The organism is Bradyrhizobium commune (genome assembly GCF_015624505.1).
Classification (GTDB): domain Bacteria; phylum Pseudomonadota; class Alphaproteobacteria; order Rhizobiales; family Xanthobacteraceae; genus Bradyrhizobium; species Bradyrhizobium commune.
In genome coordinates this window covers 5,237,404-5,264,076 of the sequence record NZ_CP061379.1, presented here as the reverse complement: position 1 = coordinate 5,264,076, position 26,673 = coordinate 5,237,404, and the positions used below count along the sequence as shown (strand labels likewise).

Genomic DNA, 26,673 nt, shown 5'->3' with positions numbered 1-26,673 from the left:
CCATCTCCGATCAGGACGCGACGCCGGCGATCGCCAGCACGGTATGCATCAGCACGTTGGTGCCGGCGGCGCAGTCGGGCTGCGTGGCGTCCTCCAGCTCGTTATGGCTGATACCGTCCTTGCACGGCACGAACACCATCGCAGCCGGCATGATGGTGTTGAGGTTGCAGGCGTCGTGGCCGGCGCCTGAGGTGATGCGGCGAGAGGAAAAGCCGAGCGTCTTCGCCGCGTTCTCCACTGCTGCGATGAGCTTGGGATCGAAATGCGTCGGCGGCTTGCGCCAGACCAGGTCGATCTTGACCTCGACCTTGCGGCGCGCGGCGATTTCGGCGATGGCGGCCCGCAGGTCGCGGTCGAGCGCGTCCATGATGGCGCCATCGGCGCTGCGGCAGTCCATGGTGAAAGCGATCTCGCCGGGAATGACGTTGCGTGAGGGATTTGCGATCACGGCTTCGCCAATGGTGCCGACTGCGTTGGGCCCGTGCTTCCTGGCAATCGCCTCCATCGCCAGCACGATCTCGGACAGTGTTGCGAGCGCATCGCGCCGCAGCGGCATCGGCGTCGAGCCGGCATGGCTCTCGAAGCCGGAGATTTTGCCGTCGTACCAGAGCACGCCCTGGCCGGAATCGACCACGCCGATGGTCTTGCCCTCGGCTTCCAGGATCGGACCCTGCTCGATGTGCAGCTCGACGAAGCAGCCGAGCTTCTGGAAACCGACCGGCTTGTCGCCGCGATAGCCGATGCGGTCCAGCGCCTGGCCGACAGTCGTGCCCTCGATATCCTTGCGCGAGAGGATGTCGTCGGTGGTGAAATCGCCGACGTAGGCGGCGGAAGCCATCATGGCAGGCGCAAAGCGCGAGCCTTCCTCGTTGGTCCAGTTGACGACGCAGATCGGTGCATCCGTCTCGATGCCGGCGTCGTTCAGCGTGCGGATCACTTCGAGCGCGCCGAGCGTCCCCAGAATGCCGTCGTATTTGCCGCCGGTCGGTTGCGTGTCGAGATGCGAGCCGATGCCGACGGGCAGCTTCGACATGTCGCGGCCCTTGCGCAGGCCGAACTGCGAGCCGAGCGCGTCGACATGCACTTCGAGGCCGGCGTCCTCGCAAGCCTTGCGGAACCAGTCACGCACCTGCTTGTCTTCGCTGCTCAATGTCAGCCGCCGCACGCCGCCTTTGGCTGTCCCGCCGAATTGCGCGGTCTCGTGGATGGAGCCCCAGAGGCGGGCGGAATCGATTTGCAGATTGGTGGCGGCTCGGCTCATGCAGCAAGTCTCTCTTTTGTCCGGCGCCTTTTTCAATGACCCGCCAGCGCGGGCGCGTCAACCGCGAGGCTGCTCTGCGCAATCTGACATGCAAGCTCGGCGACCCGCTGCACCGCCACGACGTCGGGTGAGGCGAGCCAGCTTGCGGTGAACGTCAGCGGCGCGATTTCGAGATCGGTGTCGAGCAGTTGCAGCCGCCCGTCGGCGAGCTCGTTCTCGACGATCGCGTCGGGGATCACGGCGATGCCGAGCCCTTCGACCGCCATGTGGATGACGGTCGCAAGCGAAGCCGATGCATGCAGGCGGATCGGCGGCAGCTCCGGCCGGTCGAACACCTCACGCACGACCTCGTAAGGCTTGGTCTTGCGCGGGAAGGTGATGATCGGAAACCTTGCGAGCTCCGCTGGCGTCACCGGGCCCTTGCCGAGTCCGAGCGAGGGGCTTGCGAGAAAGCCGATCGGATAGTCTGCGAGCACGCGATTGTGCACGCCGGCTGCCGACAGCGGTCCGACCACGAAGGCAAGCTCGATCTCCTGCGCAAGCAGGCGCGCAGTGAGGTTCGGCGTGATATCGACCTCGATCTCTAGCGACAGGTTCGGATAGATCTCGTTCATGCTCTTCACGAGACGCGGCAGCCAGGTGTGCACGATGGTCTCGGCGACGCCGAGACGCATCACGCCGCGCATCGCGGATCGGTCGCCGATCTCGGCCATCATCTGGGCGCGCAGGCCGATCAGCTTCTCCGCATAGACCATCATCTGGCGGCCGCTCGGGGTCGGCGAAGCCACGCGATGATCGCGGTTCAGGAGCTTGACGCCCATCTCGCGCTCGAGCTGGGCGATGCGCTGGGAGATCGCCGGCTGGGTCGTATTGAGCCGTGCTGCGGCGCCGCGAAAGCTGCCGAGCTTCACAACCCAGAGGAATGTCTCGATCGATCTAAAGTCCAGCATTGGAAGGATTTTCCTAATCGATAAATCAAATTTATCGATCTTGATTAGAAAGGAAGATTAGACTTTATAGCACGCTTGGTGTTGGCTGTCTTTGTCGAGTTTATAGGCAGGTCGATCACATGACTGTTTTGGTGGCAGTGCAGCAAACTGAAACGCCCGACACTCTCCCGAGCCGCCAGGCGCGGCTCGCCTATCGCGGCGGTGCGGTCGGTTCCACGGCCGGGGTCGCCCCCGGCTTCGTCCAGGGCAATCTGGCGATCCTGCCGGCGGAATACGCCAGCGCCTTCCACCGCTTTTGCCAGCTCAATCCAAAGCCGTGCCCGATCATCGGCATGTCCGATGTCGGCAGCCCGCACATTCCCGCGCTCGGCGCCGATCTCGACATCCGCACCGACGTGCCGCGCTATCGCGTCTGGCGCGATGGCGAAGTCGTCGACGAGCCGACCGATGTGACGAAGCATTGGCGCGACGATCTCGTGACCTTCGTGCTCGGCTGCTCGTTCTCATTCGAAGAGGCACTGCTCGACGAGGGGATGCCGATCCGCCACATCGAGCAGAACGTGCGCGTGCCGATGTACCGCACCAACATCGCCTGCGGCGAGGCCGGCCCGTTCGCGGGGCCGATGGTGGTGTCGATGCGTCCGTTCAAGCCGGCCGATGCGATCCGCGCCGTGCAGATCACCTCGCGCTATCCCGCCGTGCACGGCGCGCCCGTGCATCTCGGTCATCCGCATCTGATCGGCATCAAGGACATCGCCAAGCCCGATTACGGCGATCCGGTGCCGGTTGCCGATGACGAGATCCCGGTGTTCTGGGCCTGCGGCGTCACGCCGCAATCGGTGATCAACGCCGCCAAGCTGCCGTTCGCGATCACGCATTCGCCGGGCCTGATGCTGGTCACCGATCTGAAGAACAGGACCATGGCCGTGATTTAGTGGGCAGCATTTGCTGCTTCTTCAGGCTTTACGCTCTCCACCAATCGCTTCATTCGATACGCGCAAAATTCAGTAACAGGAAAATTCACCCATGACGATCACTCGCCGCGACGTTTTGTTAGGTGCGACCGCTACCGCCGCGCTGGTGCCGCTAGCGGCACGTGCCCAAACCTCGGAAGTCGTGATCGGCGTCATCTATCCGTTCTCGGGCGGCAGCGCCCAGCAGGGCGTCGACGCGCAGAAGGCCTATGAGACCGCGCTCGAGGTCATCAACAAGGACAGTGATTTCGACCTGCCGCTGGCGAAGGGCGAGGGCCTGCCGGGCCTCGGCGGCGCCAAGGTGCGCCTCGTGTTCGCCGACCACCAAGCCGATCCCCAGAAGGGCCGCGCCGAAGCCGAGCGCCTGATCACGCAGGAGAAGGTCTGCGCCATCATCGGCACCTATCAGAGCGCGGTCGCCGTCACCGTCAGCCAGATCTGCGAGCGCTACCAGATTCCGTTCGTGTCCGCCGACAACTCCTCGCCGAGCCTGCATCGGCGCGGCCTCAAATACTACTTCCGTGCCTCGCCGCATGACGAGATGTACTCGGCCGCGATGTTCGACTTCTTCGATGCCTTGAAGAAGAAGGGCACCAAGATCGAGACGCTGTCGCTGTTCCACGAGGACACCATCTTCGGCACCGATTCCGGCAATGCGCAGGCCAAGATCGCCGGCGAGCGCGGCTACAAGATCGTCTCCGACATCAAGTACCGCGCCAATTCGCCGTCGCTGTCGGCCGAGGTGCAGCAGCTCAAGACCGCCAATGCCGACGTGCTGATGCCCTCGAGCTACACCACCGACGGCATTTTGCTGGTCAAGACCATGGCCGAGCTCGGCTACAAGCCGAATGCGATCGTGGCGCAGGACGCCGGCTTCTCCGAGAAGGCGCTCTACGACGCCGTCGGCGACAAGCTCGAGGGCGTGATCTCGCGCGGCACCTTCTCGCTCGACCTCGCGCAGAAGCGCCCGATGGTCGGCAAGGTCAACGACATGTTCAAGGCGAAGTCGGGCAAGGATCTCAATGACCTCACCTCTCGCCAGTTCATGGGCCTGATCGTGCTGGCCGACGCCATCAGCCGCGCCAAGTCGACCGACGGCGAGAAGATCCGCGACGCGCTGGCCGCCACCGACATCCCGGGCGAGCAGACCATCATGCCCTGGAAGCGCGTGAAGTTCGACGAGATGGGCCAGAACAACGACGCCGACCCGGTGCTGCTGCAATATGTCGGCGGCAAGTTCGTCACCATCTTCCCGCCGCAGGCCGCGATCGCCGAGGCGATCTGGCCGATGAAGTAAGGTCGCGGGAGTAGGGGAATAAATCGAGATCGTCGCACGAGCCTCGTCATTGCGAGGAGCGAAGCGACGAAGCAATCCAGCGTCTCCACGGTGAGATTCTGGATTGCTTCGCTTCGCTCGCAATGACGGAGCAAACGATGACATTTCGAACGGGGGACTAGAGGTGACAGCCCAAGCCATTATCCAAAGTCTCGCCAGCGGCCTTCTGATGGGCCTGCTCTACGGGCTGATCGCGGTCGGCCTCGCGCTGATCTTCGGCCTGATGGACGTCACGAACTTCGCCCATGGCGAGTTCCTGATGATCGCGATGTACGTGTCGTTCTTCCTGTTCTCGTTCTTCGCCATCGATCCCTTGCTGTCGGCGCCGCTGGTCGCAGCGGCGATGTTCGTGTTCGGAGCGGTGATCTATCTTTTGATTGTACGCTTCGCCATGCGGGCCAAGGCCAATGCCGGCATGGTCCAGATCTTCACGACCTTTGGCTTGGCCATCGTGATGCGCGGGCTGGCGCAGTTCTTCTTCACGCCGGACTACCGCAGCATTCCGCAGTCCTGGATCGGCGGCAAAACCATCTCGATCGCCGGCATCTTCCTGCCGGAGCCGCAGCTGGTCGGTGCGCTGGTCTCGATCGCAGCGTTCGGCGGCCTCTACTTCTTCATCCACCGCACCGATTTTGGCCGCGCGATCGAAGCCACCCGCGAAGATCCCGGTGCGGTCGCACTCGTCGGCATCGACAAGAACCGCGTGTTCGCGTTCGGCTGGGGCCTTGGCGCGGCGCTGGTCGGACTCGCCGGTGCGATCATGGCGGTGTTTTTCTACATCTATCCCGACGTCGGCGCGTCCTTTGCGCTGATCGCCTATGTCACGGTGGCGCTCGGCGGCTTCGGCAGCGTGTTCGGCGCCTTCGCCGGCGGCATCATCGTCGGCCTGGTCGAAGCGACCACTGCGCTGGTACTGCCGCCCTCGCTGAAATCGGTCGGCATCTATGCCGTCTATCTGCTCGTCGTCTTCATCAGGCCGCGCGGCCTGTTCGGGTCGATGTGATGGACAAGAATTTTGCCGCGCGGCGCCGCCGCGACCTCATCATCGCCGCGGTGCTGGTCGCGCTGGCCGCGCTCGCGCCGCTGCTCATCAAGGACGTCTACGTCCAGAACATCCTGATCCTGACCCTGATGTATGCGGCGCTGTCGCAGAGCTGGAATATCCTGTCCGGCTATTGCGGGCAGATCTCGCTCGGCCACGCGCTCTATTTCGGCATCGGCGCCTACACCACCGAGCTCCTGTTCACCAAGTTCGGCGTGTTGCCCTGGTTCGGTATGCTCGCCGGCGGCGCGATCGCGGCCGTGATCGCGATGGGGCTCGGCTATCCCTTCTTCCGCCTGCGCGGCCATTACTTCGTGATCGCGACCATCGTCATCGCCGAGATCGGCCTGCTGCTGTTCCAGAACTGGGAATGGGCGGGGGCTGCAATGGGCATCACCATTCCCGTGCGCGGCGACAGCTGGCTGAAATTCCAGTTCCTGCGCAGCAAGCTGCCATATTTCTATTTCGCGCTGGCGCTGTGCAGCCTCGCCTGGTTCGTCACCTGGTGGCTGGAGGATTCCAAATGGGGTTTCTGGTGGCGCGCGGTGAAGGATAATCCGGAAGCGGCCGAAAGTCTCGGCGTCGTCGTGTTCAACTCCAAGATGGGTGCGGCAGCCGTCTCCGCCTTCCTCGTCGCCGTCGGCGGCGCCTTCTATGCGCAGTTTCTCTCGTATATCGATCCTGAAAGCGTGATGGGCTTCCAGTTCTCGCTCCTGATGGCGCTGCCCGCGGTGCTCGGCGGTATCGGCACCCTATGGGGACCTGTGCTGGGGGCGGCCATCCTGATCCCGATGACGGAGCTGACGCGCTCCTATATCGGCGGCTCCGGCCGCGGCGTCGACCTCATCGTCTACGGCGCACTGATCGTGGCGATTTCGCTGGCGCTGCCGCAAGGCCTGGTCAGCCTGTTCTCACGTTCAAAAGCGAAAGGAGCCACGCGATGACCGCGCTCCTTGAAACCCGCGGCGTCTGGCAACGTTTCGGCGGCCTCGTCGCCAACAGCGATGTCTCGATCTCGGTTGGCCGCGGCGAGATCGTCGGCCTGATCGGCCCCAACGGCGCCGGCAAGTCGACGCTGTTCAACCTCATCGCCGGCGTGCTGCCGCCCACGCAAGGCTCGATCTGGTTCGACGGCGAGGATGTCACCAAATTGCCGGCAGCCGAGCGCTGCCAGCGCGGCGTCGGGCGTACCTTCCAGGTCGTCAAGAGCTTTGAGACCATGACCGTGATCGACAACGTCATCGTCGGTGCCTTGGTGCGCAACACCGTGATGCGCGTGGCGCGCCGGAAAGCGTATGAGGTGCTGGAGTTCACCGGGCTTGCCGCCCGCGCCGACGTGCTCGCGAGCGACCTCGTGCCGGCCGAGAAGCGCCGCCTCGAAGTCGCCCGCGCACTTGCGACCGAACCGAAACTGCTGTTGCTCGACGAGGTCCTCACCGGCCTCACGCCGACCGAGGCGCAGACCGGCGTCGCGCTGGTGCGCAAGGTGCGCGATGCCGGCATCACCGTGTTGATGGTCGAGCATGTCATGGAGATCGTGATGCCGCTGGTCGACCGCGCCATCGTGCTCGACCTCGGCAAGGTGCTGGTCGAGGGCAAGCCCACTGAGGTCGTCCGCGATCCCAAGGTGATCAGCGCATATCTGGGAGATCGTCATGCTGTCGGTGCATGAGGTCACGACCGCCTATCAGGGCCTGGTCGCGATCTCCGCGGTCAGCATCGAAGTCACCAAGGGCGAGATCGTCTGCGTCGCCGGCGCCAACGGCGCGGGCAAGTCGACGCTGCTCAAATCCATCGCCGGCGCCGAGCGTCCGCGTTCGGGCACCGTGACCTTCGACGGCAAGCGCCTCGACGGCATGGCGCAGCATCACATCACGGCGACCGGCATCGCCTATGTGCCGGAGAACCGCCGCCTGTTCCCGCGCCTGTCCGTGCGCGACAATCTTCGCCTCGGCAGCTATCTCTACCGCGGCGAGGCGGATCGCGAGGCGCCGCTCGATCTCGTCTTCCAGCTGTTCCCGCGCCTGTCCGAACGTCTCGAGCAGCGCGCCGAGACGCTAAGCGGCGGCGAGCAGCAGATGCTCGCGATCGGCCGCGCGCTGATGACCCGCCCGCGGCTGTTGATGCTGGATGAGCCGTCGCAAGGCATCATGCCGAAGCTGGTGGATGAAATCTTTCAGGCTGTCTTGCGCATCCGCGACGCCGGCATGACCGTGCTGATCGTCGAGCAGCGCATGGCCGAGTGCCTCGAGATCGCCGACCGCGCCTACATTCTCCAGACCGGCCGCGTGCTGATGCAGGGGCCGGCGGCGGAGATCAAGGGCAATCCGGACGTGCGCAAGGCGTATCTGGGGCTGTAGCCACACCCGTCATTGCGAGCTTCGCTCGCAATGACCAGGCGAGAGCCGGGGGCTCAATGCCGGTGCCCATGCTCCGGCAACGCCACTCCGAATACTTTCACCAGATCCGTTACCTGCTCCGGCGACAGATAGCGCGGGTTCATCCCGCGCAGCAGCAGATACAGCTTCGCCGTCTCTTCCAACTCCTCGGTCGCGAACACCGCGGCCTCCAGCGTATCGCCGGCAACGACCGGGCCGTGATTGGCGAGCAGCACGGACGAGTATTTCCCCGCCAGCCCCTTGATCGCGTCCGCCACCGCGGGATCGCCGGGGCGGTAATAGGGCACAAGCGCGGTGGCGCCGCATTTCATCAGGTAATAGGCCGTCATCGGTGGCAGCGCGGCGCGCGGGTCGATCTCGGGCAGCATCGAGAGCGCGACCGAATGGGTCGAGTGCAGATGCACGATCGCGCGTGCGCTGCCGCGCGTGTCATAGAGCGCGGTGTGAAGCGGAACTTCCTTGGTCGGGGCATCGCCCGACACCAGCCGGCCCTGATCGTCCAACCGTGAGAGCTTCGCCGGATCGAGAAAGCCGAGCGAGGCGTTGGTTGGCGTCACCAGCCAGCCGCCGTCATCGAGCTTGACGCTGATATTGCCGGAGGAGCCCGGCGTCAGCCCGCGTTCGAACAGGGAGCGTCCGAAGCGGCAGATGTCCTCACGCAGCCTTGTCTCGTTGCTCGTTTCAGTTCTCATGGCCGTCATGCCTTTTTGTCTCACGCTTTGGCAGCGCGGCCAAGCCGTGTTATTCGGGTCAGTGAGCCGCCGCCAAGGCCGGCCGTCCGGGAAACGTTCGCAAGGATCAGTTGCATGTCCGCCTCTCCGCCACAGAATCAGCGCATCGCAATCATCGGGCTCGGCTCGATGGGCTTTGGCATGGCGACCTCGCTGAAGCGTGCCGGCCATGCCGTGACCGGCTGCGACGTCTCGGCCGATGCCGTGGCGCGCTTCGTCAAGGACGGCGGCGCGGGCGCGAAGACGCCGGCCGAAGCAGCCAAGGGCGCCGACATTGTCGTCAGCGTCGTCGTCAATGCCGCGCAGACCGAGACCATCCTGTTCGGCAAGGATGGCGTCGCCGAGACCATGCCGAAGGACAGCGTGTTCGTGTCCTCCGCCACGATGGATCCAGATGTGGCTCGTCGACTCGCAAAACAGATCGAGGCGACCGGCCGGCACTATCTGGATGCACCGATCTCCGGCGGCGCGCAGCGCGCGGCGCAAGGCGAGCTGACGATCCTCGCTTCCGGTAGTCCGGTGGCATTTGCAAAAGCGCGGCCCGCGCTCGATGCCATGGCTGCAAAGCTCTACGAGCTCGGCGACGCCGCAGGGCAGGGCGCCGCGTTCAAGATGATCAACCAGCTTCTCGCCGGCGTGCATATTGCTGCCGCCTCGGAAGCGATCGCGTTCGCGGCCAAGCAGGGCCTGGACATCCGCAAGGTCTATGAGGTGATCACGGCGTCGGCCGGCAATTCCTGGATGTTCGAGAACCGCATGCCGCATGTGCTCGATGGCGACTACACGCCGCGCAGTGCGGTCGAGATCTTCGTCAAGGACCTCGGCATCATCCAGGACATGGCACGCAGCGCCAGATTTCCGGTGCCGGTGTCCGCCGCAGCGCTCCAGATGTTCCTGATGACATCAGCCGCCGGCATGGGCCGCGACGATGACGCCTCGGTGGCGCGGATGTATGCGCAGGTCACCGGCGTCAAACTTCCCGGCGACAAGTAGAAGAGGATTCCAATGCCCCGTTTCGCCGCCAACCTCTCGATGATGTTCACCGAGGTGCCGTTCCTCGACCGCTTCGATGCGGCCGCCGAGGCCGGCTTCACCGCCGTCGAGTTTCTCTTTCCTTATGAGCATCCGGCCGAAGCGGTCGGCGAGCGGCTCAAGCGCAACGGCCTGACCCAGGCGCTGTTCAACCTGCCGCCGGGCGACTGGAATGCCGGCGAGAAGGGCTTTGCCGCGCTGCCGGCGCGCTTCGCCGATCTCAAGGCGAGCCTGGAGACGGCGCTGCCTTACGCCAAGGCCACCGGTGTCAAGCGCCTGCATCTGATGGCCGGCATCGCCAATCGCGGCGAGCGTGTCGCGATCGAGGCTTTCTACAAGTCGGTGGCGTGGGCGGCGGAATTCTTCGCGCCGCACGGCATCGACATCGTGATCGAGCCGATCAATGCACGCAATGTGCCCGGCTATTTCCTCAACGATTTCGGTTTCGCCCGCGACCTGATCCAGGAGTTGCGGCTTCCGAACCTGAAGCTCCAGTTCGACATCTATCACTGCCAGATCATCCATGGCGACGTCACCATGCGGCTGCGCGAGATGATGCCGATCATCGGTCACATCCAGATCGCCAGCATTCCCTCGCGCAATGAGCCCGATGGTGAGGAACTGAACTATCCGTTCCTGTTCGCCGAGCTCGACCGGCTCGGCTATGCCGGCTTCGTCGGCTGCGAGTACAATCCGCGTGGCAAGACCAATGATGGCCTTGCCTGGTTCAAGCCCTATGCGGGAGTGAAGCCGTGACGCTCGCATTGGGCTGTATCGCCGACGACTATACCGGCGCCTCCGACCTCGCCAACACGCTGACGCGCGCCGGCCTGCGCACGGTGCAGACCATCGGCGTACCCGCGGACGATCTCGCGCTGCCCGAGGTCGACGCCGTCGTGGTGTCGCTGAAGAGCCGCTCGATCGGGGCGGGGCTTGCCGTCTCGCGCTCGCGCGCCGCCGAGACATGGCTGCGCAGCCGCGGCGCGGGCCACGTGCTGTTCAAGATCTGCTCGACCTTCGATTCCACCGATGTCGGCAATATCGGCCCGGTGATGGATGCGCTGCGCGCCGATTGTGGCGAGGCCGCCGTGCTGGTGACGCCGGCTTTCCCGGAGACCGGACGCACCGTCTACCAGGGCAATCTGTTCGTCGGCGCCGTGCCGCTGAACGAGAGCTCGCTGAAGGACCATCCGCTCAACCCGATGCGCGATTCCAACCTGGTGCGCGTGCTGGCGCGCCAGAGCAGGACGCAGATCGGCCTCGTTGACCTCGCCACCGTCACGCGTGGGGCGGACGCCGTGCGGGCGCGTGTTGCCGAGCTTGCCGGCAAGGGTATTGGCGCTGCGATCATTGACGCCGTGTTCGATCGCGACCTCGAGACCATCGGCCTCGTTGCCGCCCAGCATCGGCTGTCGGTCGGCGCCTCCGGCATCGGCCTGGGGCTGGCGCGCGCGCTGGTCTCGACGGGCAAGATCAAATCGACCGCGGCAAGCGGCGGGCCCGGTGCCGCGGTCGGCGGGCCGGCGGCATGCCTTGCGGGAAGCTGCTCGCAGGCGACGCTTCATCAGATCGCCAGCGCTGAGCGCGCCATGCCGGTGCTCCATCTCGATCCGGACCGTATTCTTACGGGAGTGGGCGAGGCGCAGCGCGCCCTGGACTGGGCGAGCCCGAGACTGGCCGAAGGTCCGGTGCTGATCGCATCGAGCGCGACGCCGGATCAGGTTGCCGCACTCCAGGCGCGCCACGGCCGCGACGCGGCGGGGCACGCGATCGAGCAGACGATGGCCGATATCGCAGAAAATCTCGTGAAATCGGGGGTGCGACGTTTGGTCGTCGCCGGCGGTGAGACCTCCGGCGCTGTCGTTGACCGGTTGAGGATTCCCGGGTTTCTGGTCGGCGCAGAGATAGCTGCCGGCGTCCCGGTCTTGCGCGCAGTAGGGGGCACGAGCGGCGACATGCTGCTCGCTTTGAAGTCGGGAAATTTCGGTGGGCCGGAATTTTTCTCGGATGCGCTTGGGCTCATGCGCTGAGCGCAGGACATTCTTAGTCCCTCGTTCACTTCTTTAAGGTTCCGTACTCGTACGGAGTCGTAGTTAACAACTGCTCAGTCGCTTTGTTGTTGGATGTCGGCGCCGCCCCTTTGGTTGACTCATTTAGGGACGCGCGACCGCGCCCAGCAAAAAGAGACCTGTTATGCTCGCCAAGATCTCCATCCGCGCCAAGATCATCAGTGTCGTGGCGTTCCTACTGGTCGCGATGTCCGGCATGGGCCTGCTCGCCGTCATGAAGATGCGGTCGATGAATACCAACACGGTCGACATCACCACGAGCTGGATGCCCAGCGTGCGCGTGATTGGCGACCTCCGGGCCGGCGTCATCACCTACCGCAACGTCATTCGCGAGCACATGCTGGCGGAGACGCTGGAGGAGAAGCTCGCAGCGGAGAAGACGCTCGCGACCGTGGTCGAGGCCAACACCAAGTTCCGCAGGTCCTACGAGGGGATGATCACCTCGCCCGAGGAGCGCGCGCTCTACAACCAGTGGTCCAAGACCTGGGATGACTACAAGAAGGGTACCCAGGAGGTTATGGCGCTGTCGCGTCAGGAGGCCGGCAAGATCCCGCACGAGGCGCACGAGCTGAACACCAAGACGGTCAACAAGATCGGGCTCGAGGCCGACGCCATCCTGGCCAAGGACATCGAGCTCAACACCAAGGGTGGCGATCAGGCCTCCGCGGACGCTTCCGACACCTATTATTACGCCTTCATGCTGGTTGCGATGATCCTCGGAGCCGCCGTTGTTGTCGGCATCGGCGTCGGCTTCTATCTCGTCCACGATGTCTCCAGCGGCATCGATTCGATCACCCGGCCGATGCAGGCGCTGGGCAAGGGCGACCTCTCCGCGGAGGTGCCGCACCGCGGCGAGAAGACCGAGATCGGCGCCATGGCCGACGTGCTCCAGATCTTCAAGGAGGCGCTGATCGCCAAGAAGGCGGCCGACGAGGCCGCTGCGGCCGATGCCGAAGCCAAGATCGAGCGCGGCCGTCGCGTCGACAACATCACCCGCGAATTCGAAGCGATGATCGGCGAGATCGTCCAGACCGTGTCGTCGGCCTCGACCGAGCTCGAAGCCTCCGCCTCGACGCTGACCTCGAGCGCCGACCGCTCGCAGCGGATGGCGACCACGGTTGCCGCGGCCTCGGAAGAGGCCTCCACCAACGTCCAGTCGGTGGCTTCGGCCACCGAAGAGATGGCCTCCTCGGTCGGCGAGATCAGCCGTCAGGTGCAGGAATCGGCGCGGATGGCCGGCGACGCCGTCGGCCAGGCCCGTGCCACCACCGAGCGCGTCAGCGAGCTGTCCAAGGCGGCCTCCCGCATCGGCGACGTCGTCGAGCTGATCAACACCATTGCCGGCCAGACCAATTTGCTGGCGCTGAACGCCACCATCGAGGCGGCGCGCGCCGGTGAAGCCGGCCGCGGCTTCGCGGTGGTCGCTTCCGAAGTGAAGGCGCTCGCCGAGCAGACCGCGAAGGCGACCGGCGAGATCGGCCAGCAGATCTCCGGCATCCAGGCGGCGACCAACGATTCGGTCGGCGCGATCAAGGAGATCTCCTCGACCATCGAGCGCCTGTCGGAAATCTCCTCGGCCATCGCGGCCGCGGTGGAAGAGCAGGGCGCGGCCACCCAGGAGATCGCGCGTAACGTCCAGCAGGCGGCCCAGGGCACCCAGCAGGTCTCCTCCAACATCACCGACGTGCAGCGCGGCGCGACCGAGACCGGTACCGCCTCCTCACAGGTGCTGTCGGCGGCGCAGATGCTGTCGAACGACAGCACCCGACTAAAGACTGAGGTCAGCAAGTTCTTGACCAACGTCCGGGCGGCTTGAGCCGGGAAACAGAAACGATTTTGAAAGCGGCGCCTCAGGGCGCCGCCTTTTTACATGGCTGAAAGCCGTCTCGGTCATCTTCAGGTCGAGGCTGCATATCTGGAATGCGATTTCGCAGTGCGATAGCAGGGAATTGACCGCGCGTGACCCGGCATCGTTGGCCATTTTGGCGGTGTTCGGGTAAATGGGCTGAGGGAAACCGTGGGGGCGTGTTCCCTGTCCCCCGTTTTGGAATTGCCTGACGAATGATTGCTCTGGTCCGTATTGCCCTGAGCCGACCCTACACGTTTGTCGTGCTCGCGCTCCTGCTCCTGATCATCGGACCGCTCGCAGCGCTGCGGACGCCGACCGACATCTTCCCGGACATCCGCATCCCCGTGATCGGCGTGGTCTGGCAGTATACCGGCCTGCCGCCGGACCAGATGTCCGGCCGCATCACCACGCCGTTCCAGCGGGCGCTGACGACGACGGTCAACGACATCGAGCACATCACCGCCAATTCCTATAACGGCTTTGGCATCATCAAGATCTTCTTCCAGCCGACCGTCGACATCCGCACCGCCAACGCCCAGGTCACCGCGATCTCACAGACGCTGCTGAAGCAGATGCCGCCGGGCGCGACGCCGCCCTTGATCCTGAATTACTCGGCTTCGACCGTGCCGATCATCCAGGTGGCGCTGTCGGGCGATGGTCTGACCGAGCAGAACCTCGCCGACATCGGCATCAACCAGCTGCGCACGCCGCTCGTCACCGTGCCTGGTGCCGCGATCCCGTATCCGTTCGGCGGCAAGCAGCGCCAGATCCAGATCGACCTCGACCCGACCGCGCTCCAGGCCCGCGGCCTCTCCGGCCAGGACGTCGCCAACGCGCTGGCCGCCCAAAACCTGATCACGCCGGTCGGCACCCAGAAGATCGGCCAGTTCGAGTACAACATCCAGCTCAACAACTCGCCGCTTCGGATCGACGAGCTCGGCAATCTGCCGATCAGGACCGTCAACGGCGCGATGGTTTATGTCCGCGATGTCGCGACCGTGCGCGACGGCAATCCGCCGCAGACCAACATCGTCCATGTCGACGGCAACCGCTCGGTGCTGATGATGGTGCTGAAGGCGGGCGCGACCTCGACGCTCGATATCATCGCCGGCATCAAGCAGAAGGTGATCGACGTCAAGGACCAGATGCCGGATGCGCTGAAGATCGGTTTCATCGGCGACCAGTCCGTGTTCGTCCGCGGCGCGATCCAGGGCGTGGCCTTCGAAGGTGTGATCGCCGCACTGCTCACCAGCGTCATGATCCTGCTGTTCCTCGGCAGCTGGCGCTCGACCGTCATCATCGCGGTCTCGATCCCGCTCTCCGTGCTGGGCGCCATCATCATGCTGTCGGCGATCGGCGAGACGCTGAACATCATGACGCTCGGCGGCCTTGCGCTCGCGGTCGGCATCCTCGTCGACGATGCCACGGTGACGATCGAGAACATCAACTACCATCTCGAGCAGGGCAAGCCGGTCGAGCAGTCGATCCTCGACGGCGCCAACCAGATCGTGACGCCGGCCTTCGTCTCGCTGCTCTGCATCTGCATCGTGTTCGTGCCGATGTTCTTCCTCTCCGGAGTCGCGCGCTTCCTGTTCGTGCCGATGGCCGAAGCCGTGATGTTCGCGATGATCTGGTCGTTCATCCTGTCGCGCACGCTGGTGCCGACCATGGCGAATTACCTCTTGCAGGCGCATGTCCATCACGAGGGTGAACCGCCGAAGTCGCGCAATCCGTTCGTCTGGTTTCAGCGCGGCTTCGAGGCCCGGTTCGAGCGGATCCGCGGCGGCTACCATAACTTCCTCGGGCTCGCACTGGCGCACCGCGCGGTGTTCGTGATCGGCTTCCTCTGCGTGGTCGGTGCGTCCTTCGCGCTGGTGCCGTTCCTCGGCCGCAACTTCTTCCCCGCGGTCGATGCCGGCAACATCCTGATGCATGTCCGCACCCAGGTCGGCACCCGCGTCGAGGAGACCGCCAACCAGTTCGCCGACGTGCAGAAGGCGATCCGCAAGCTGATCCCCGGCGAGATCGAGACGCTGACCGACAACATCGGCATGCCGATCTCCGGCATCAACATGACCTACAACAACACCGGTGTGATCGGCCCGCAGGATGGCGACATCCAGATCAAGCTCAAGGAGGGCCACAAGCCGACCGAAGAGCACGTGAAGGTGCTGCGCGAGCAATTGCCACGGCTGTTTCCGGGCGTCAGCTTCGCCTTCCTGCCGGCCGACATCGTCAGCCAGATCCTGAATTTCGGCGCGCCGGCGCCGATCGACCTGCAAATCCGCGGCGCCAATCTCGAGGCCAACTTCGCCTATGCCAACAGGCTGCTGGCCAAGGTCCGGCGGATTCCCGGCATTGCGGATGCGCGTATCCAGCAATCGCCGAGCAATCCGACCTTCAACATCGATGTCGACCGCACCCGCGCGCAATATGTCGGCCTGACCGAGCGCGACGTCACCAACAGCCTCGTGGTCAACCTCGCCGGCTCCTCGCAGGTGGCGCCGACCTACTACCTCAATCCGGATAACGGCGTGTCCTACTCCATCGTGATGCAGACGCCGCAATACCAGATCGATTCGCTCAGCGCGCTCCAGACGCTGCCGATCACGGCGGCCGGCAATTCGCAGTCGCCGATCCTCGGCGGCATCGCCGATATCAAGCGCTCGACCTCGAGCGCGGTGGTGTCGCAATACGACATCCAGTCGCTGGTGCAGATCTTTGCGACGACGTCGGGCCGCGACCTCGGCGCGGTGTCCAATGACATCCGCCAGCTGATGGCCGAGACCGCCAAGGAGGTGCCGAAGGGCTCGTCCGTGGTGCTGCTCGGCCAGGTGCAGACCATGAATAGCGCCTTCAGCGGTCTGCTGTTCGGCCTGCTCGGCGCCGTGGTGTTGATCTATCTCTTGATCGTCGTGAACTTCCAATCCTGGTCCGATCCGTTCGTGATCATCACCGCGCTGCCGGCAGCCCTTGCCGGCATCGTCTGGATGCTGTTCACGACCGAGACCACGCTGTCGGTGCCGGCGCTCACCGGCGCCATCATGTGCATGGGTGTGGCCACCGCCAACAGCGTGCTCGTGATCTCCTTCGCCCGCGAGCGCTACGAGGAGCTCGGCGATCCCGTCGCGGCGGCGCTGGAGGCTGGCTTCGTCCGCTTCCGCCCGGTGCTGATGACCGCGCTCGCCATGATCATCGGCATGGCGCCGATGGCACTGGGCCTGGGCGAGGGCGGCGAGCAGAACGCGCCGCTTGGCCGCGCCGTGATCGGCGGCCTGATCTTTGCAACCTTCGCCACGCTGATGTTTGTTCCCGTGGTGTTCAGTATGGTACACAAGAAACAAGGCGCCAAAGCCGCCGCCCCTTTGGAGACTCCGCATGTCGCCCACTGAACCCCGCTCCCCGGTGTCGCACCGGAAACTGGGCATTTTCGGCGTGGTGGCGCTGATTGCGGCAGGCCTCGTGGTCGGCACCGGCATCCGCGCCCGCGAGGACCAGGGCTCCAAGCTGAAGGAATGGACCGACGACCAGGCCGTTCCCAGCGTCGCTGTGACCCAGCCCAACGCAAAATCCCTTAACGCCACCATCGACCTGCCGGGGCGGCTGGAGGCCTATTACCGCGCCCCGATCTTCGCCCGTGTCTCCGGCTACCTCAAAAGCTGGAGCGCCGATATCGGCGCCCGCGTCAAGGCCGGCCAGGTGATCGCCGAGATCGAGGCGCCCGACCTCGACCAGCAGCTCTTGCAGGCCCGCGCCGACCTTGCCAGCCAGCAAGCCAGCGCCAGGCTGTCGGAGGCAACCCTGAACCGGCGCAAGACGCTGGTCGCCTCCAATTTCGTCTCCGCCCAGGAAATCGACGAGCGCACCGCCGATCTCTCCAACAAGAACGCCGCCGTTCATTCGGGCCAGGCCAATGTCGAGCGGCTTGAAGCGCTCGCCGGCTACAAGAAGATCACCGTGCCATTCGACGGCGTGGTCACCGCGCGCGACACCGACGTCGGCGCGCTGATCAATGCCGGCGGCGGGGCCGGCCCGGCGATGTTCGTGGTCTCCGACATCACCAAACTGCGCGTCTACGTCAATGTGCCCCAGAACTACGTGCCGGCGATCAAGATCGGCGCCAAGGCCACTATGGTGATGCCGGAATACCCGAACCGAACCTTCCAGGCGACGGTGGAAGCTTCGTCTCAGGCCGTCGACGTGGCGTCGGGCACGACGCGTATGCAGCTTGGGCTGGACAATTCCAGCGGCGAGCTGATGCCCGGCGGCTATGCCAGCGTCAAGCTCAGCCTCCAACGCGATACGGCCCCGCTCAGCATTCCCGCCAGCGCCCTGATCTTCAACGGCAGCGGCCTGCGCGTTGCGACCGTCGGCGCCGACGACAGGGTGCAGTTCAAGACCGTGACGATTGCCCGCGACCTCGGCCGCGAGATCGAGCTCGCCTCGGGGATCGCGCCCGATGATCGCGTCATCACCGCGCCGCCGGATGGCCTCTCCGATGGCGATCAGGTGCACGTTGTCGGCGGTGCCGCTGCGAAGGGCAAGCCGGCGACGGCGTCGGAGCCGCAGGCGCCAAAGGGCTGAGGGGGTCTTGTAGGGTGGGCAAAGCGAAGCGTGCCCACCATTTGACGTGATCGCGGAAAAGGTGGTGGGCACGGCGCAAGAGCGCCTTTGCCCACCCTACGAGATCAAGCCACCCGCCACTCCGGCACGCCGTCGGAGGCCATCGCGATCTCGCCGAGCGAGCCGACTGGCGTCTTCTCCATGTTCAACAGATGCGCCAGCGTCGTCGTATCGCCCGCCGGAATCCGCGCCAGCGTGCGCCGGTCATCCGCCGTGCGAAGCATGACCACGCCGTGCTCGATATCGCCGGCGCGCCCGTAGAGCACCGTAAAACTCTCCACCTTGCCCTTGCCTGAAGCCTCCGTGACGAAGTCCGGCACCGCGCGCTTGTTGCGGTCGGCCTCGGCCTGGACGCTCGTCTCCTGCGCCAGCGCCTCGCGCGGAGGAGTCTTCGACACCACGAGCGCATGATGCTTGGTGACGAAGCCGCCCTGGCCGTAGAGCAGGCCGAGCCCGGCGCCACCGCGCACACGCCGCACCATCGCGCAGGCCGCGTGCGTCATGTAGGTGTTGAGCGGCGCGCCGAAGAAAGTGAGGCCGCCGGTCACGGTCGGCTGCACGTCGGCGGAAAGACCCAGCGTCCGCCGCGCCATCTTGGGCACACAGGGGAAGCAGCTATAGAGCTCGATCGCGTCGAATTTCTTGCCGTCGCCGCCGGCGAGATCCATGACGGCGTTCAGCACCGCGTTCTGCGGATGGCTCTCGTAGAACTGGTCGCGCAGGAGATAGTCGCGCGGCTCTTCCGCCGAGGCGCCGCCGAGGGGATAGACCAGTCTGTCCTCGGCAATGCCGGCCGCGCGCGCCCTGGCAAGGCTGGTGAGCAGCAATGCGCCGCCCATGTTGACGCTGGGATTGGCGACCATCAGCTTGTTGTAGGGCCACGCAATCAGGCGGTTGTCCGCCGTCGGCGTCGTGATCTCGTCGGGCGCATAGCGCCGCTTCAGCCAGGCATTTGGATTTTGCGCGGCAGCTTCCGAATAGCGCGACCACAACGTACCTGACTCCGCCATGGCTTCATGCGGCGTCTGGCCCCAACGGGCAGAGGAGGCGGCCTCATAAAACGGATAGACCGTGACGGGCCGGAAGACGCCAAGCTTCACAGCAAGCGGCTTCTGGAATGCCGCGCCGCGCTTCGGCTCCTCGACGTCGTGCGCAAACGGCGTCCATGGCAGTTTTGAGCCGGCGCGCTCCGCCTTGGTCGCGGTCGACTGCGCCTCCGCGCCGCAGACCGCCGCCACCGTGCATTCGCCGCGCGCAATGCGCTTGGCGGCTTCGTCGATGTAGCGGATCGGGCTCTCGCCGCCGACCGGGCCGTAATAGCAGTGCGCGGGCGAAATGCCGAGGCGTTGCGCCAAAATCTTCTCCGGATCGCGATAGCGCCAGCTCAGGAAGTTGACGACGTCGAGCGACTGCACCTCGCCAAGCAGCCTTGCGCCTGTATCCTGCTCCGCGCGCCGCAGCGCCTGTTCGAGCAGATCGAGCGGCTCGAGGCCCTCGGTGATCTCCCTGGGGCGGTCGACGATCTCGCCGATGCCGACGATGACGGGGATGCGGTCTTCGGGGATGTTGGTATTGTCAGTCATAGTCTCGGTTCACGATATCGGTTGTTTTCGTCATTGCGAGCGAAGCGAAGCAATCCAGATATCGTTCCGCGGAGGCAGCCTGGATTGCTTCGCTTCGCTCGCAATGACGATGTGGTTGTCACTCCGCCACCAGCGCATTCATGTGCTCGACGGCTTCGGCAAACTCTTCCTTGAACTCCTGCACCACGGCGCCCGCCGACTTCACGCTGTCGATCAGCCCGACGCCCTGGCCGACGAAATAGCTGACGAGATCGCGCGCCTTGGCGTTGCCGGCGGCCGCCGCGCGATCGATCGAGTTGAAGGCGTCGCGACTGATGATGCTTTGCAGCGGCATCGGCAGCGCGCCCGGACTCTCCGGCGCGCGGTCCCAGGCATCGGTCCAAACCGAGCGGAGCTGACGTGCAGGTTTTCCAGTGCGGCCCTTCGAGCGGATCGCATCGCGCGAGGAGGCCGCGATCATCTTCTCGCGAAAAATTTCCGTGGTCTCGGCTTCCACCGTCGCGAGCCACACCGAGCCGGTCCAGGCGCCGGCCGCGCCCATCGCCATGCAGGCCGCCATCTGCCGCCCGGTCATGATGCCGCCAGCCGCCAGCACCGGAACGTCGCGGATCTTCTTGATCGCCTTGATCACCTCCGGCACCAGCACCATGGTCGAGACCTCGCCGCAATGGCCGCCGGCTTCGGTGCCCTGCACCACAAGGATATCGACGCCGGCTGCGACCTGGCGCAGCGCGTGCTCCTTGGCGCCGACCAGCGCCGCCACCGGCACGTTGTGCTTCCTGCCCATCTCGATCATCGCCTTCGGCGGCACGCCCAGTGCATTGGCGATCAGCCGGATCGGATGATTGAAGGAGACCTCCAGCAGCTCCAGCGCTGTCTGCGCATCGAACGGCTGCGGCTGGTTGTCATCGACGCTCGTCGTCGTGAGCTCGATGTCGTACTTCTTCAGGAGATTGCGCGTATAGTTGCGGTGCTCTTGCGGCACCCGCGCCTCGAGGCTCTTCCAGGTGACGTCCTTCTCCCCGGCCGTCGAGATGTTCTCGGGGATCAGCACGTCGATGCCATAGGGCTTGCCGTCGGCGTGATCGTCGATCCATTTCAGCTCGCGTTCGAGCGTATCCGGCGTATGCACGGTGGCGCCGAGCACGCCAAAGCCGCCGGCGCGGCTGACGGCGGCAACGACGTCGCGGCAATGGCTGAAGGCGAGCAGCGGGAACTCGATGCCCAGCATGTCGCAGATCGGCGATTTCATGGTCCTCTCCCGGCGGCCTTCGACGACGCTAGCCCATCGTCGTTTGCGATGCCATGCCGGATCCCCACGCGCATCTTGCGCGCAGGCGTCATGTTGCGTCACGATCCATTCCGTCGCGCAAAATAAAGCGGGGCAGGGGCTGCCGATAAGCCTCTTGCGCTTTCGCGAACGTGAGAGAATGCTGGATCACAACAACAGAAAACGATCAGGGAGCGCCAACCGATGTCGCCACCACAAGCAAGCCCGGCCGAGTCCACCGAAGCCTATGACGTGGTCGTCGTCGGCGCAGGCTTTGCCGGCATCTACATGCTGCACCGCCTGCGCGGGCTTGGTTTCTCGGCAAGGGTCTACGAACAGGGCGATGGCGTCGGCGGCACCTGGTACTGGAATCGCTATCCCGGCGCGCGCTGCGATGTCGAGAGCATGCAGTATTCCTACTCGTTCTCTGAAGAGCTCCAGCAGGAATGGCAGTGGAGCGAGCGTTACGCGCCGCAAGCAGAGATCTTGAAATACGCCAACCACGTCGCCGACCGCTTCGACCTGCGCCGCGACATCCAGTTCGACACCCGCATCGAGCGCGCCGTGTTCGACGAGCGCACGAACATTTGGTTAGTGACGATGTCAGGCGGTCGCGAGGTCGAAGCACGGTTCGTCGTGCTCGCCACCGGCTGCCTCTCCAACGCGCGCAAGCCTGAGATCAAGGGCCTCGAGAGCTTCAAAGGCCCCGTCTATCACACCGGCAACTGGCCGCATGAGCCTGTCGACTTCACCGGTCAGCGCGTCGGCCTGATCGGCACCGGATCGTCCGGCATTCAGTCCGCCCCGATCATCGCCGAACAGGCCAGGCAGCTCACCGTGTTTCAGCGCACGGCAAATTTCTCGATTCCCGCCCGCAATGCGACGCTGACCGACGAGGAACGCGAGACGTTTCGGAAGAACTATCCGGAGATCCGCCGCTTCGCGCGTGAGGTCGCGCGCAACGGCATCTATGCGGAGCAGCCCGATCGCGGTGCGTTCGACGACAGTGACATGACCAGGCGAGGCAAGTACGATGCGCGCTGGGAGCGCGGCGGGCTCACCTTCATGTACGCCTACAACAATCTCGGCCTTGACCGGACGGCGAACGATACGGCCGCCGATTTCGTCCGCAGCAAGATCGCCGAGATCGTGAGGGATCCCGCGACCGCAAAGCTGCTCCAGCCCAACAGCCATCCGATCGGCACCAAGCGCATCTGCATCGACACCGATTATTTCGCGACCTTCAACCGGCCGAACGTCTCGCTGGTCGACATCAAGGCCAATCCGATTCAAGAGGTCACCGCGAACGCCGTGCGCGTCGCAGGGACGGATCACGAGGTCGATACGCTGGTGATGGCGACCGGGTTCGACGCCATGACCGGGTCCGTCGCGAAGATCGACATTCGCGGCCGCGACGGCCAGACGTTGAACCAGAAATGGGCGGAAGGCCCGAAGACGTATCTCGGGCTGATGAGCGCGGGCTTCCCGAACCTCTTCATCATCACCGGGCCGGGCAGCCCGTCGGTGCTGTCGAACATGATCGTGTCGATCGAGCAGCACGTCGACTGGATCGCCGACGGCCTCGTCCACCTGCGGCGGCAGGGCATGGCCACGATCGAGGCGGGAAGCGAAGCCGAGGAGAGATGGGTCGCCCATGTCAACGAGGTCGCCGCCGGAACGCTCTATCCGCAGGCCAATTCCTGGTACATGGGCGCCAACATCCCCGGCAAGCCGCGCATCTTCATGCCCTATATCGGCGGCGTCGGCGTCTACCGGCGGATCTGCGACGAGGTCGCGGCGAAGGGATATGAGGGATTCGTGATGGAGGCCGAGGTCCGGTCGCGCAGGGCGGTGACGGGTTAGGCCGAACGCATGACACGAGCTAGAGGCCCGCGCCGGACGCAGAGCGGGCAGGGCTTGTCATCGGCCATTCCCGGGCTAATTAATGCAGGCGCATCTTTCCGCCGGAGCCCCTCGCATGACCGACACCTCTTACGTGCCGCCCAAAGTCTGGACCTGGGACAAGGAGAGCGGCGGGCAGTTCGCCAGCATCAACCGCCCGATCGCCGGTCCCACCCACGACAAGGAACTGCCGGTCGGCAAGCATCCCTTCCAGCTCTATTCGCTGGCGACCCCGAACGGGGTGAAGGTCACGGTGATGTTCGAGGAGTTGCTGGCCGCCGGCCACGGCGGCGCGGAATACGACGCCTGGCTGATCAAGATCGACGGCAACCAGTTCGGCAGCGGCTTCGTCGGGGTCAATCCGAATTCGAAGATTCCGGCGCTGGTGGATCGCAGCGGACCGACGCCGGTCCGGGTGTTCGAGTCCGGCGCAATCCTGGTTCACCTCGCGGAAAAATTCGGTGCCTTCCTGCCGACCAGCGGTCAGGCGCGGGCGGAATGCCTGTCCTGGCTGTTCTGGCAGATGGGTAGCGCGCCGTTCCTTGGCGGCGGCTTCGGTCATTTCTATGCCTATGCGCCGACCAAGATCGAATACGCCATCAACCGCTATGCCATGGAGGTGAAGCGGCAGCTCGACGTGCTCGACCGTCGCCTCGCCGACAACGAGTATCTCGGCGGTGCCGAGTATACGATCGCCGACATGGCGACCTGGCCCTGGTACGGTGCGCTCGCCAAGGGGCTGGTCTATGGCGCGGGCGAATTCCTCTCGGTGCAGGACTACAAGAACGTGCAGCGCTGGACCGATCAGATCGCCAAGCGCCCGGCCGTGAAGCGCGGCCGCATGGTCAACCGAATCTCCGGCGATCCCGCCAGCCAGCTCCACGAGCGCCACGACGCCAGCGATTTCGAGACCAAGACGCAGGACAAGGTCGCGCCGGCGACGTGAGCTTATAGAGCGGATTAGAGCCGCAGGCGTAGTCCGCCCTACGATTTCCTCGCACCCTCGGCCGCGGGAAACACCACGCGGTCATCGGTGCGGCAGTAGCGGTCGGCGAACATGCGGCCGATCGGGTGATAGCGATCCATGTGAACCCGCATCGCCTCGTGGTCCCACAGCTCGTCGCGGATGTGGAAGTGGATGCCTTCGCCCATGATCAGCCGGCGATCGTCGTTGACGTCGATCAGCTTCCAGAGCTTGCACTCCATCGCCCAAGGCGCGTCGGCGAGCCGGGGCACCGCGATTTTGCTCGATGGGGCGAGCTTCAGCCCGAGATAATCGGGCTCGCCGATCTCGGGCGGAAAATCGCCGCTGGATTCGTGCATGGCCCTCGCCAGCGGCTCATCGGCGATGTTGACCACGAACTCGCCGGTGCGCTGGATGTTGAGGAAAGTGTCCTTGTCCTGGCCGTTGGGCTTGCGGTTGGCCGCGAACATGCACAGCGGCGGATCCTCGCAGAACGCGTTGAAGAAGCTGAACGGTGCGGCATTGACGACGCCGGTCGGCCCAACTGACGTCACCCACGCAATCGGCCGCGGCAGGATGAAGGAGGTCAGGACCTTGTAGCGCTCGCGTGGCGTCAGGTCGCTGGCGGCGTAGTCCATGGGGGCTCCTGTGCCTCGCGGGTAGTCTTGTAGGGTGGGCAAAGCGAAGCGTGCTCACCACTTCTTGCCATGTTGCGATTGGTGGGCACGGCGCGCGAAGCGCGCGCCTTTGCCCACCCTATGGCTCTCCCCGAGGGGCGGATCACGCCATGCTCAGCTCGTGGCGGCCGACCACCATCCAGTGCACCTCGTCCGGGCCATCGGCGAAGCGCAGATGCCGCACATCCTGGTACATCTCGGCGAGCGGGGTCCAGTGCGAGATGCCGGTGGCGCCGTGCATCTGGATGGACTGGTCGATGATCTTGCAGGCCCGCTCCGGCACCATGGCCTTCACCATGGAGACCCAGACGCGGGCCTCCTTGTTGCCGAGCACGTCCATAGCCTTCGCGGCCTTCAGCACCATCAGCCGCATCGCCTCGATCTCGCAGCGCGCCTGCGCGATGATCTGCATGTTGCCGCCGAGATGGGCGATCTTCTTGCCGAAGGCTTCGCGGGTGAGGCCACGCTGCACCATCAGATCGAGCGCCTTCTCGGCCTTGCCGATGGTGCGCATGCAGTGATGGATGCGGCCCGGTCCAAGCCGGAGCTGCGAGATCTCGAAGCCGCGGCCTTCGCCGAGCAGCATGTTCTCTTTCGGCACGCGTACATTGTTGAAGCGCATGTGCATGTGGCCGCGCGGCGCGTGATCCTGGCCGAACACGTACATGGGCCCGAGCACCTCGACGCCCGGCGCATCGCGCGGCACCAGGATCTGCGACTGCTGCTTGCTCGGCGCGGCGTCCGGATTGGTCTTCACCATCACGATGAGAATCTTGCAGCGGGGATCGCCGGCGCCGGAGATGTAGTACTTCTCGCCGTTGATGACCCATTCATCGCCGACCAGCTTTGCTGTGGTCGAGATGTTCTTGGCGTCGGAGGAGGCGACGTTCGGCTCGGTCATGACATAGGCCGAGCGGATCTCGCCGTTCATCAGCGGCTTCAGCCACTTCTCCTTCTGCTCCTTGGTGCCGACGCGCTCCAGCACCTCCATGTTGCCGGTGTCGGGCGCCGAGCAGTTCATGGTCTCTGAGGCCAGCGGGCTCTTGCCGAGCTCGGAGGCGATATAGGCGTAATCGAGATTCTTCAGGCCCTGGCCGGTTTCGTCATCGGGCAGGAAGAAGTTCCAGAGGCCTTCCTTCTTCGCCTTGTTCTTGGCGACCTCGAGCACTTCGAGCTGCTTCGGCGTAAAGCTCCAGCGGTCTTCCTTGCCTTCGCCCGCCTTGGCGAATTCGATCGACATCGGCTCGACGGTGTCGCGGATGAACTTCTTCACATGGTCATAGAGCGGCCGGACCTGGTCCGACATGCGGAGGTCGTTGAGCTCGTCGCCGGGATTGAGAGTGTAGTTGGTGGTGCGGGGTATGTAGGCATGCTTTGTCATTGTTCCTCCCGGGGTCACTGAGATCGCGTTGCGCCGGAGAATAGACGCAGCGCGGCCAAAGCGCGAGCGCGCATTTTCTCACACGACCCATGCCATGCGATGGAATTTCGCGAGGGCGTTTGAAATGTTGTTTGAATGCTGCCGGCTGGGATGATGTGTAGCCCGGATGGAGCGCAACCCCGGATTACGCTTTGCTCCATCCGGGCTACGATTGTGCGTGCCGATCTAGCTCGGCATCCGATGCATCGCGCAGATCTTGTTGCCGTCGAGGTCGCGCAAATAAGCGAGATAGAGCTTGTTTCCCGCACCCTCGCGGATGCCGGGCGGATTCTCGATCGGCGTTCCGCCGGCGGCGACGCCTGCGGCGTGCCACCTGTCGACCTGCTCAGGCGAGTTTGCGGCAAAGCCGATGGTGCCGCCGTTGGCGCAGGTCGCCGGCTCGCCGTTGATCGGCTTCGTCACCGAGAAAATGCCGGTCTTGGTGAAGTAGAAGATGCGGTGGCCATCGACCTTGGCCGGTCGCACCTCGAGCGTGCTGAGCAAATTGTCGTAGAAGGCCTTGGCCTTGTCGAGGTCGTTGGTGCCGATCATGATGTGGGAGAACATTGCCCTATCCCCTCAGTATGATTT

22 protein-coding genes are annotated in these 26,673 nt (G+C 64.7%); 14 read left to right on the top strand and 8 right to left on the bottom strand.

From position 1 onward, the window contains the following. Positions 1-10: 10 nt before the first annotated feature. Positions 11-1,261 (bottom strand): Zn-dependent hydrolase, encoded by a 1,251-nt coding sequence (locus tag IC761_RS24795; RefSeq protein WP_195799311.1) that lies wholly within the window; start codon positions 1,259-1,261, stop codon positions 11-13. Positions 1,262-1,293: 32 nt separating this feature from the next. Continuing rightward, positions 1,294-2,211 carry a LysR family transcriptional regulator gene (locus IC761_RS24790; protein ID WP_195799310.1) on the bottom strand — a complete coding sequence of 306 codons (918 nt, stop codon included), beginning with the start codon at positions 2,209-2,211 and terminating at the stop codon, positions 1,294-1,296. A gap of 119 nt (positions 2,212-2,330) precedes the next feature. On the opposite strand from IC761_RS24790, the gene IC761_RS24785 reads away from it, so the two are divergent. The 6 genes from IC761_RS24785 (at position 2,331) to IC761_RS24760 (ending at position 7,923) form a co-directional block, all read left to right on the top strand. Then, positions 2,331-3,146, top strand: coding sequence for a putative hydro-lyase (locus IC761_RS24785; protein WP_195799309.1), 816 nt, complete (start codon positions 2,331-2,333; stop codon positions 3,144-3,146). Between the two features lie 91 nt (positions 3,147-3,237). After that, a complete protein-coding gene (locus IC761_RS24780; protein WP_195799308.1) occupies positions 3,238-4,482 on the top strand; it encodes an ABC transporter substrate-binding protein in 1,245 nt (414 codons plus the stop codon). Between the two features lie 208 nt (positions 4,483-4,690). Beyond that, complete coding sequence (locus tag IC761_RS24775) at positions 4,691-5,524, top strand: branched-chain amino acid ABC transporter permease (RefSeq protein ID WP_246791578.1); 834 nt, start codon at positions 4,691-4,693, stop codon at positions 5,522-5,524. Then, a complete protein-coding gene (locus IC761_RS24770) occupies positions 5,524-6,507 on the top strand; it encodes a branched-chain amino acid ABC transporter permease (protein ID WP_195799306.1) in 984 nt (327 codons plus the stop codon). The genes IC761_RS24775 and IC761_RS24770 overlap by 1 nt, the downstream gene beginning before the upstream one ends. Next, entirely contained in the window at positions 6,504-7,235 is a 732-nt protein-coding gene (locus IC761_RS24765; protein WP_195799305.1) for an ABC transporter ATP-binding protein, read from the top strand. Before IC761_RS24770 ends, IC761_RS24765 begins: the two co-directional genes overlap by 4 nt. Further along, a complete protein-coding gene (locus IC761_RS24760; protein WP_195799304.1) occupies positions 7,219-7,923 on the top strand; it encodes an ABC transporter ATP-binding protein in 705 nt (234 codons plus the stop codon). The genes IC761_RS24765 and IC761_RS24760 overlap by 17 nt, the downstream gene beginning before the upstream one ends. Positions 7,924-7,976: 53 nt before the next feature. Here the strand turns inward: IC761_RS24760 and otnC are convergent, their stop codons facing one another. Further along, positions 7,977-8,663, bottom strand: coding sequence for a 3-oxo-tetronate 4-phosphate decarboxylase (gene otnC, locus IC761_RS24755; protein WP_195799303.1), 687 nt, complete (start codon positions 8,661-8,663; stop codon positions 7,977-7,979). Positions 8,664-8,768: 105 nt separating this feature from the next. On the opposite strand from otnC, the gene ltnD reads away from it, so the two are divergent. The 6 genes from ltnD (at position 8,769) to IC761_RS24725 (ending at position 18,227) form a co-directional block, all read left to right on the top strand. Beyond that, positions 8,769-9,686 carry an L-threonate dehydrogenase gene (gene ltnD, locus IC761_RS24750; protein ID WP_195799302.1) on the top strand — a complete coding sequence of 306 codons (918 nt, stop codon included), beginning with the start codon at positions 8,769-8,771 and terminating at the stop codon, positions 9,684-9,686. Positions 9,687-9,698: 12 nt separating this feature from the next. Next, positions 9,699-10,481 carry a 2-oxo-tetronate isomerase gene (otnI, locus tag IC761_RS24745; RefSeq protein ID WP_195799301.1) on the top strand — a complete coding sequence of 261 codons (783 nt, stop codon included), beginning with the start codon at positions 9,699-9,701 and terminating at the stop codon, positions 10,479-10,481. Next, positions 10,478-11,755, top strand: coding sequence for a 3-oxo-tetronate kinase (gene otnK, locus IC761_RS24740; protein WP_195799300.1), 1,278 nt, complete (start codon positions 10,478-10,480; stop codon positions 11,753-11,755). Before otnI ends, otnK begins: the two co-directional genes overlap by 4 nt. A gap of 163 nt (positions 11,756-11,918) precedes the next feature. Continuing rightward, positions 11,919-13,610: a methyl-accepting chemotaxis protein gene (locus tag IC761_RS24735; RefSeq protein WP_195799299.1), complete on the top strand. Its 1,692-nt coding sequence runs from the start codon at positions 11,919-11,921 to the stop codon at positions 13,608-13,610. Positions 13,611-13,855: 245 nt separating this feature from the next. Further along, positions 13,856-17,035: an efflux RND transporter permease subunit gene (locus IC761_RS24730; protein WP_195799298.1), complete on the top strand. Its 3,180-nt coding sequence runs from the start codon at positions 13,856-13,858 to the stop codon at positions 17,033-17,035. Further along, complete coding sequence (locus IC761_RS24725) at positions 17,022-18,227, top strand: efflux RND transporter periplasmic adaptor subunit (protein WP_195799297.1); 1,206 nt, start codon at positions 17,022-17,024, stop codon at positions 18,225-18,227. Before IC761_RS24730 ends, IC761_RS24725 begins: the two co-directional genes overlap by 14 nt. Positions 18,228-18,331: 104 nt before the next feature. On the opposite strand, the gene IC761_RS24720 is transcribed toward IC761_RS24725, so the two are convergent. Both IC761_RS24720 and IC761_RS24715 read right to left on the bottom strand, forming a co-directional pair. Next, positions 18,332-19,849: an acetyl-CoA acetyltransferase gene (locus IC761_RS24720; RefSeq protein ID WP_195799296.1), complete on the bottom strand. Its 1,518-nt coding sequence runs from the start codon at positions 19,847-19,849 to the stop codon at positions 18,332-18,334. Positions 19,850-19,967: 118 nt separating this feature from the next. After that, a complete protein-coding gene (locus tag IC761_RS24715) occupies positions 19,968-21,101 on the bottom strand; it encodes a nitronate monooxygenase (protein ID WP_195799295.1) in 1,134 nt (377 codons plus the stop codon). Positions 21,102-21,323: 222 nt separating this feature from the next. On the opposite strand from IC761_RS24715, the gene IC761_RS24710 reads away from it, so the two are divergent. Together IC761_RS24710 and yghU are read left to right on the top strand one after the other, a co-directional pair. Next, the gene (locus tag IC761_RS24710) at positions 21,324-22,982 is read left to right on the top strand and encodes a flavin-containing monooxygenase (RefSeq protein ID WP_195799294.1); all 1,659 of its coding nucleotides are present in this window, start codon (positions 21,324-21,326) and stop codon (positions 22,980-22,982) included. Positions 22,983-23,097: 115 nt separating this feature from the next. Continuing rightward, positions 23,098-23,967, top strand: coding sequence for a glutathione-dependent disulfide-bond oxidoreductase (gene yghU, locus IC761_RS24705; protein WP_195799293.1), 870 nt, complete (start codon positions 23,098-23,100; stop codon positions 23,965-23,967). 38 nt (positions 23,968-24,005) lie between these two features. Here the strand turns inward: yghU and IC761_RS24700 are convergent, their stop codons facing one another. The 3 genes from IC761_RS24700 to IC761_RS24690 form a co-directional block, all read right to left on the bottom strand. Beyond that, positions 24,006-24,623, bottom strand: coding sequence for a flavin reductase family protein (locus tag IC761_RS24700; RefSeq protein ID WP_195799292.1), 618 nt, complete (start codon positions 24,621-24,623; stop codon positions 24,006-24,008). Between the two features lie 142 nt (positions 24,624-24,765). Next, entirely contained in the window at positions 24,766-26,043 is a 1,278-nt protein-coding gene (locus IC761_RS24695; RefSeq protein WP_195799291.1) for an acyl-CoA dehydrogenase family protein, read from the bottom strand. 225 nt (positions 26,044-26,268) lie between these two features. Further along, entirely contained in the window at positions 26,269-26,649 is a 381-nt protein-coding gene (locus tag IC761_RS24690) for a VOC family protein (RefSeq protein WP_195799290.1), read from the bottom strand. Positions 26,650-26,673: the final 24 nt, after the last annotated feature.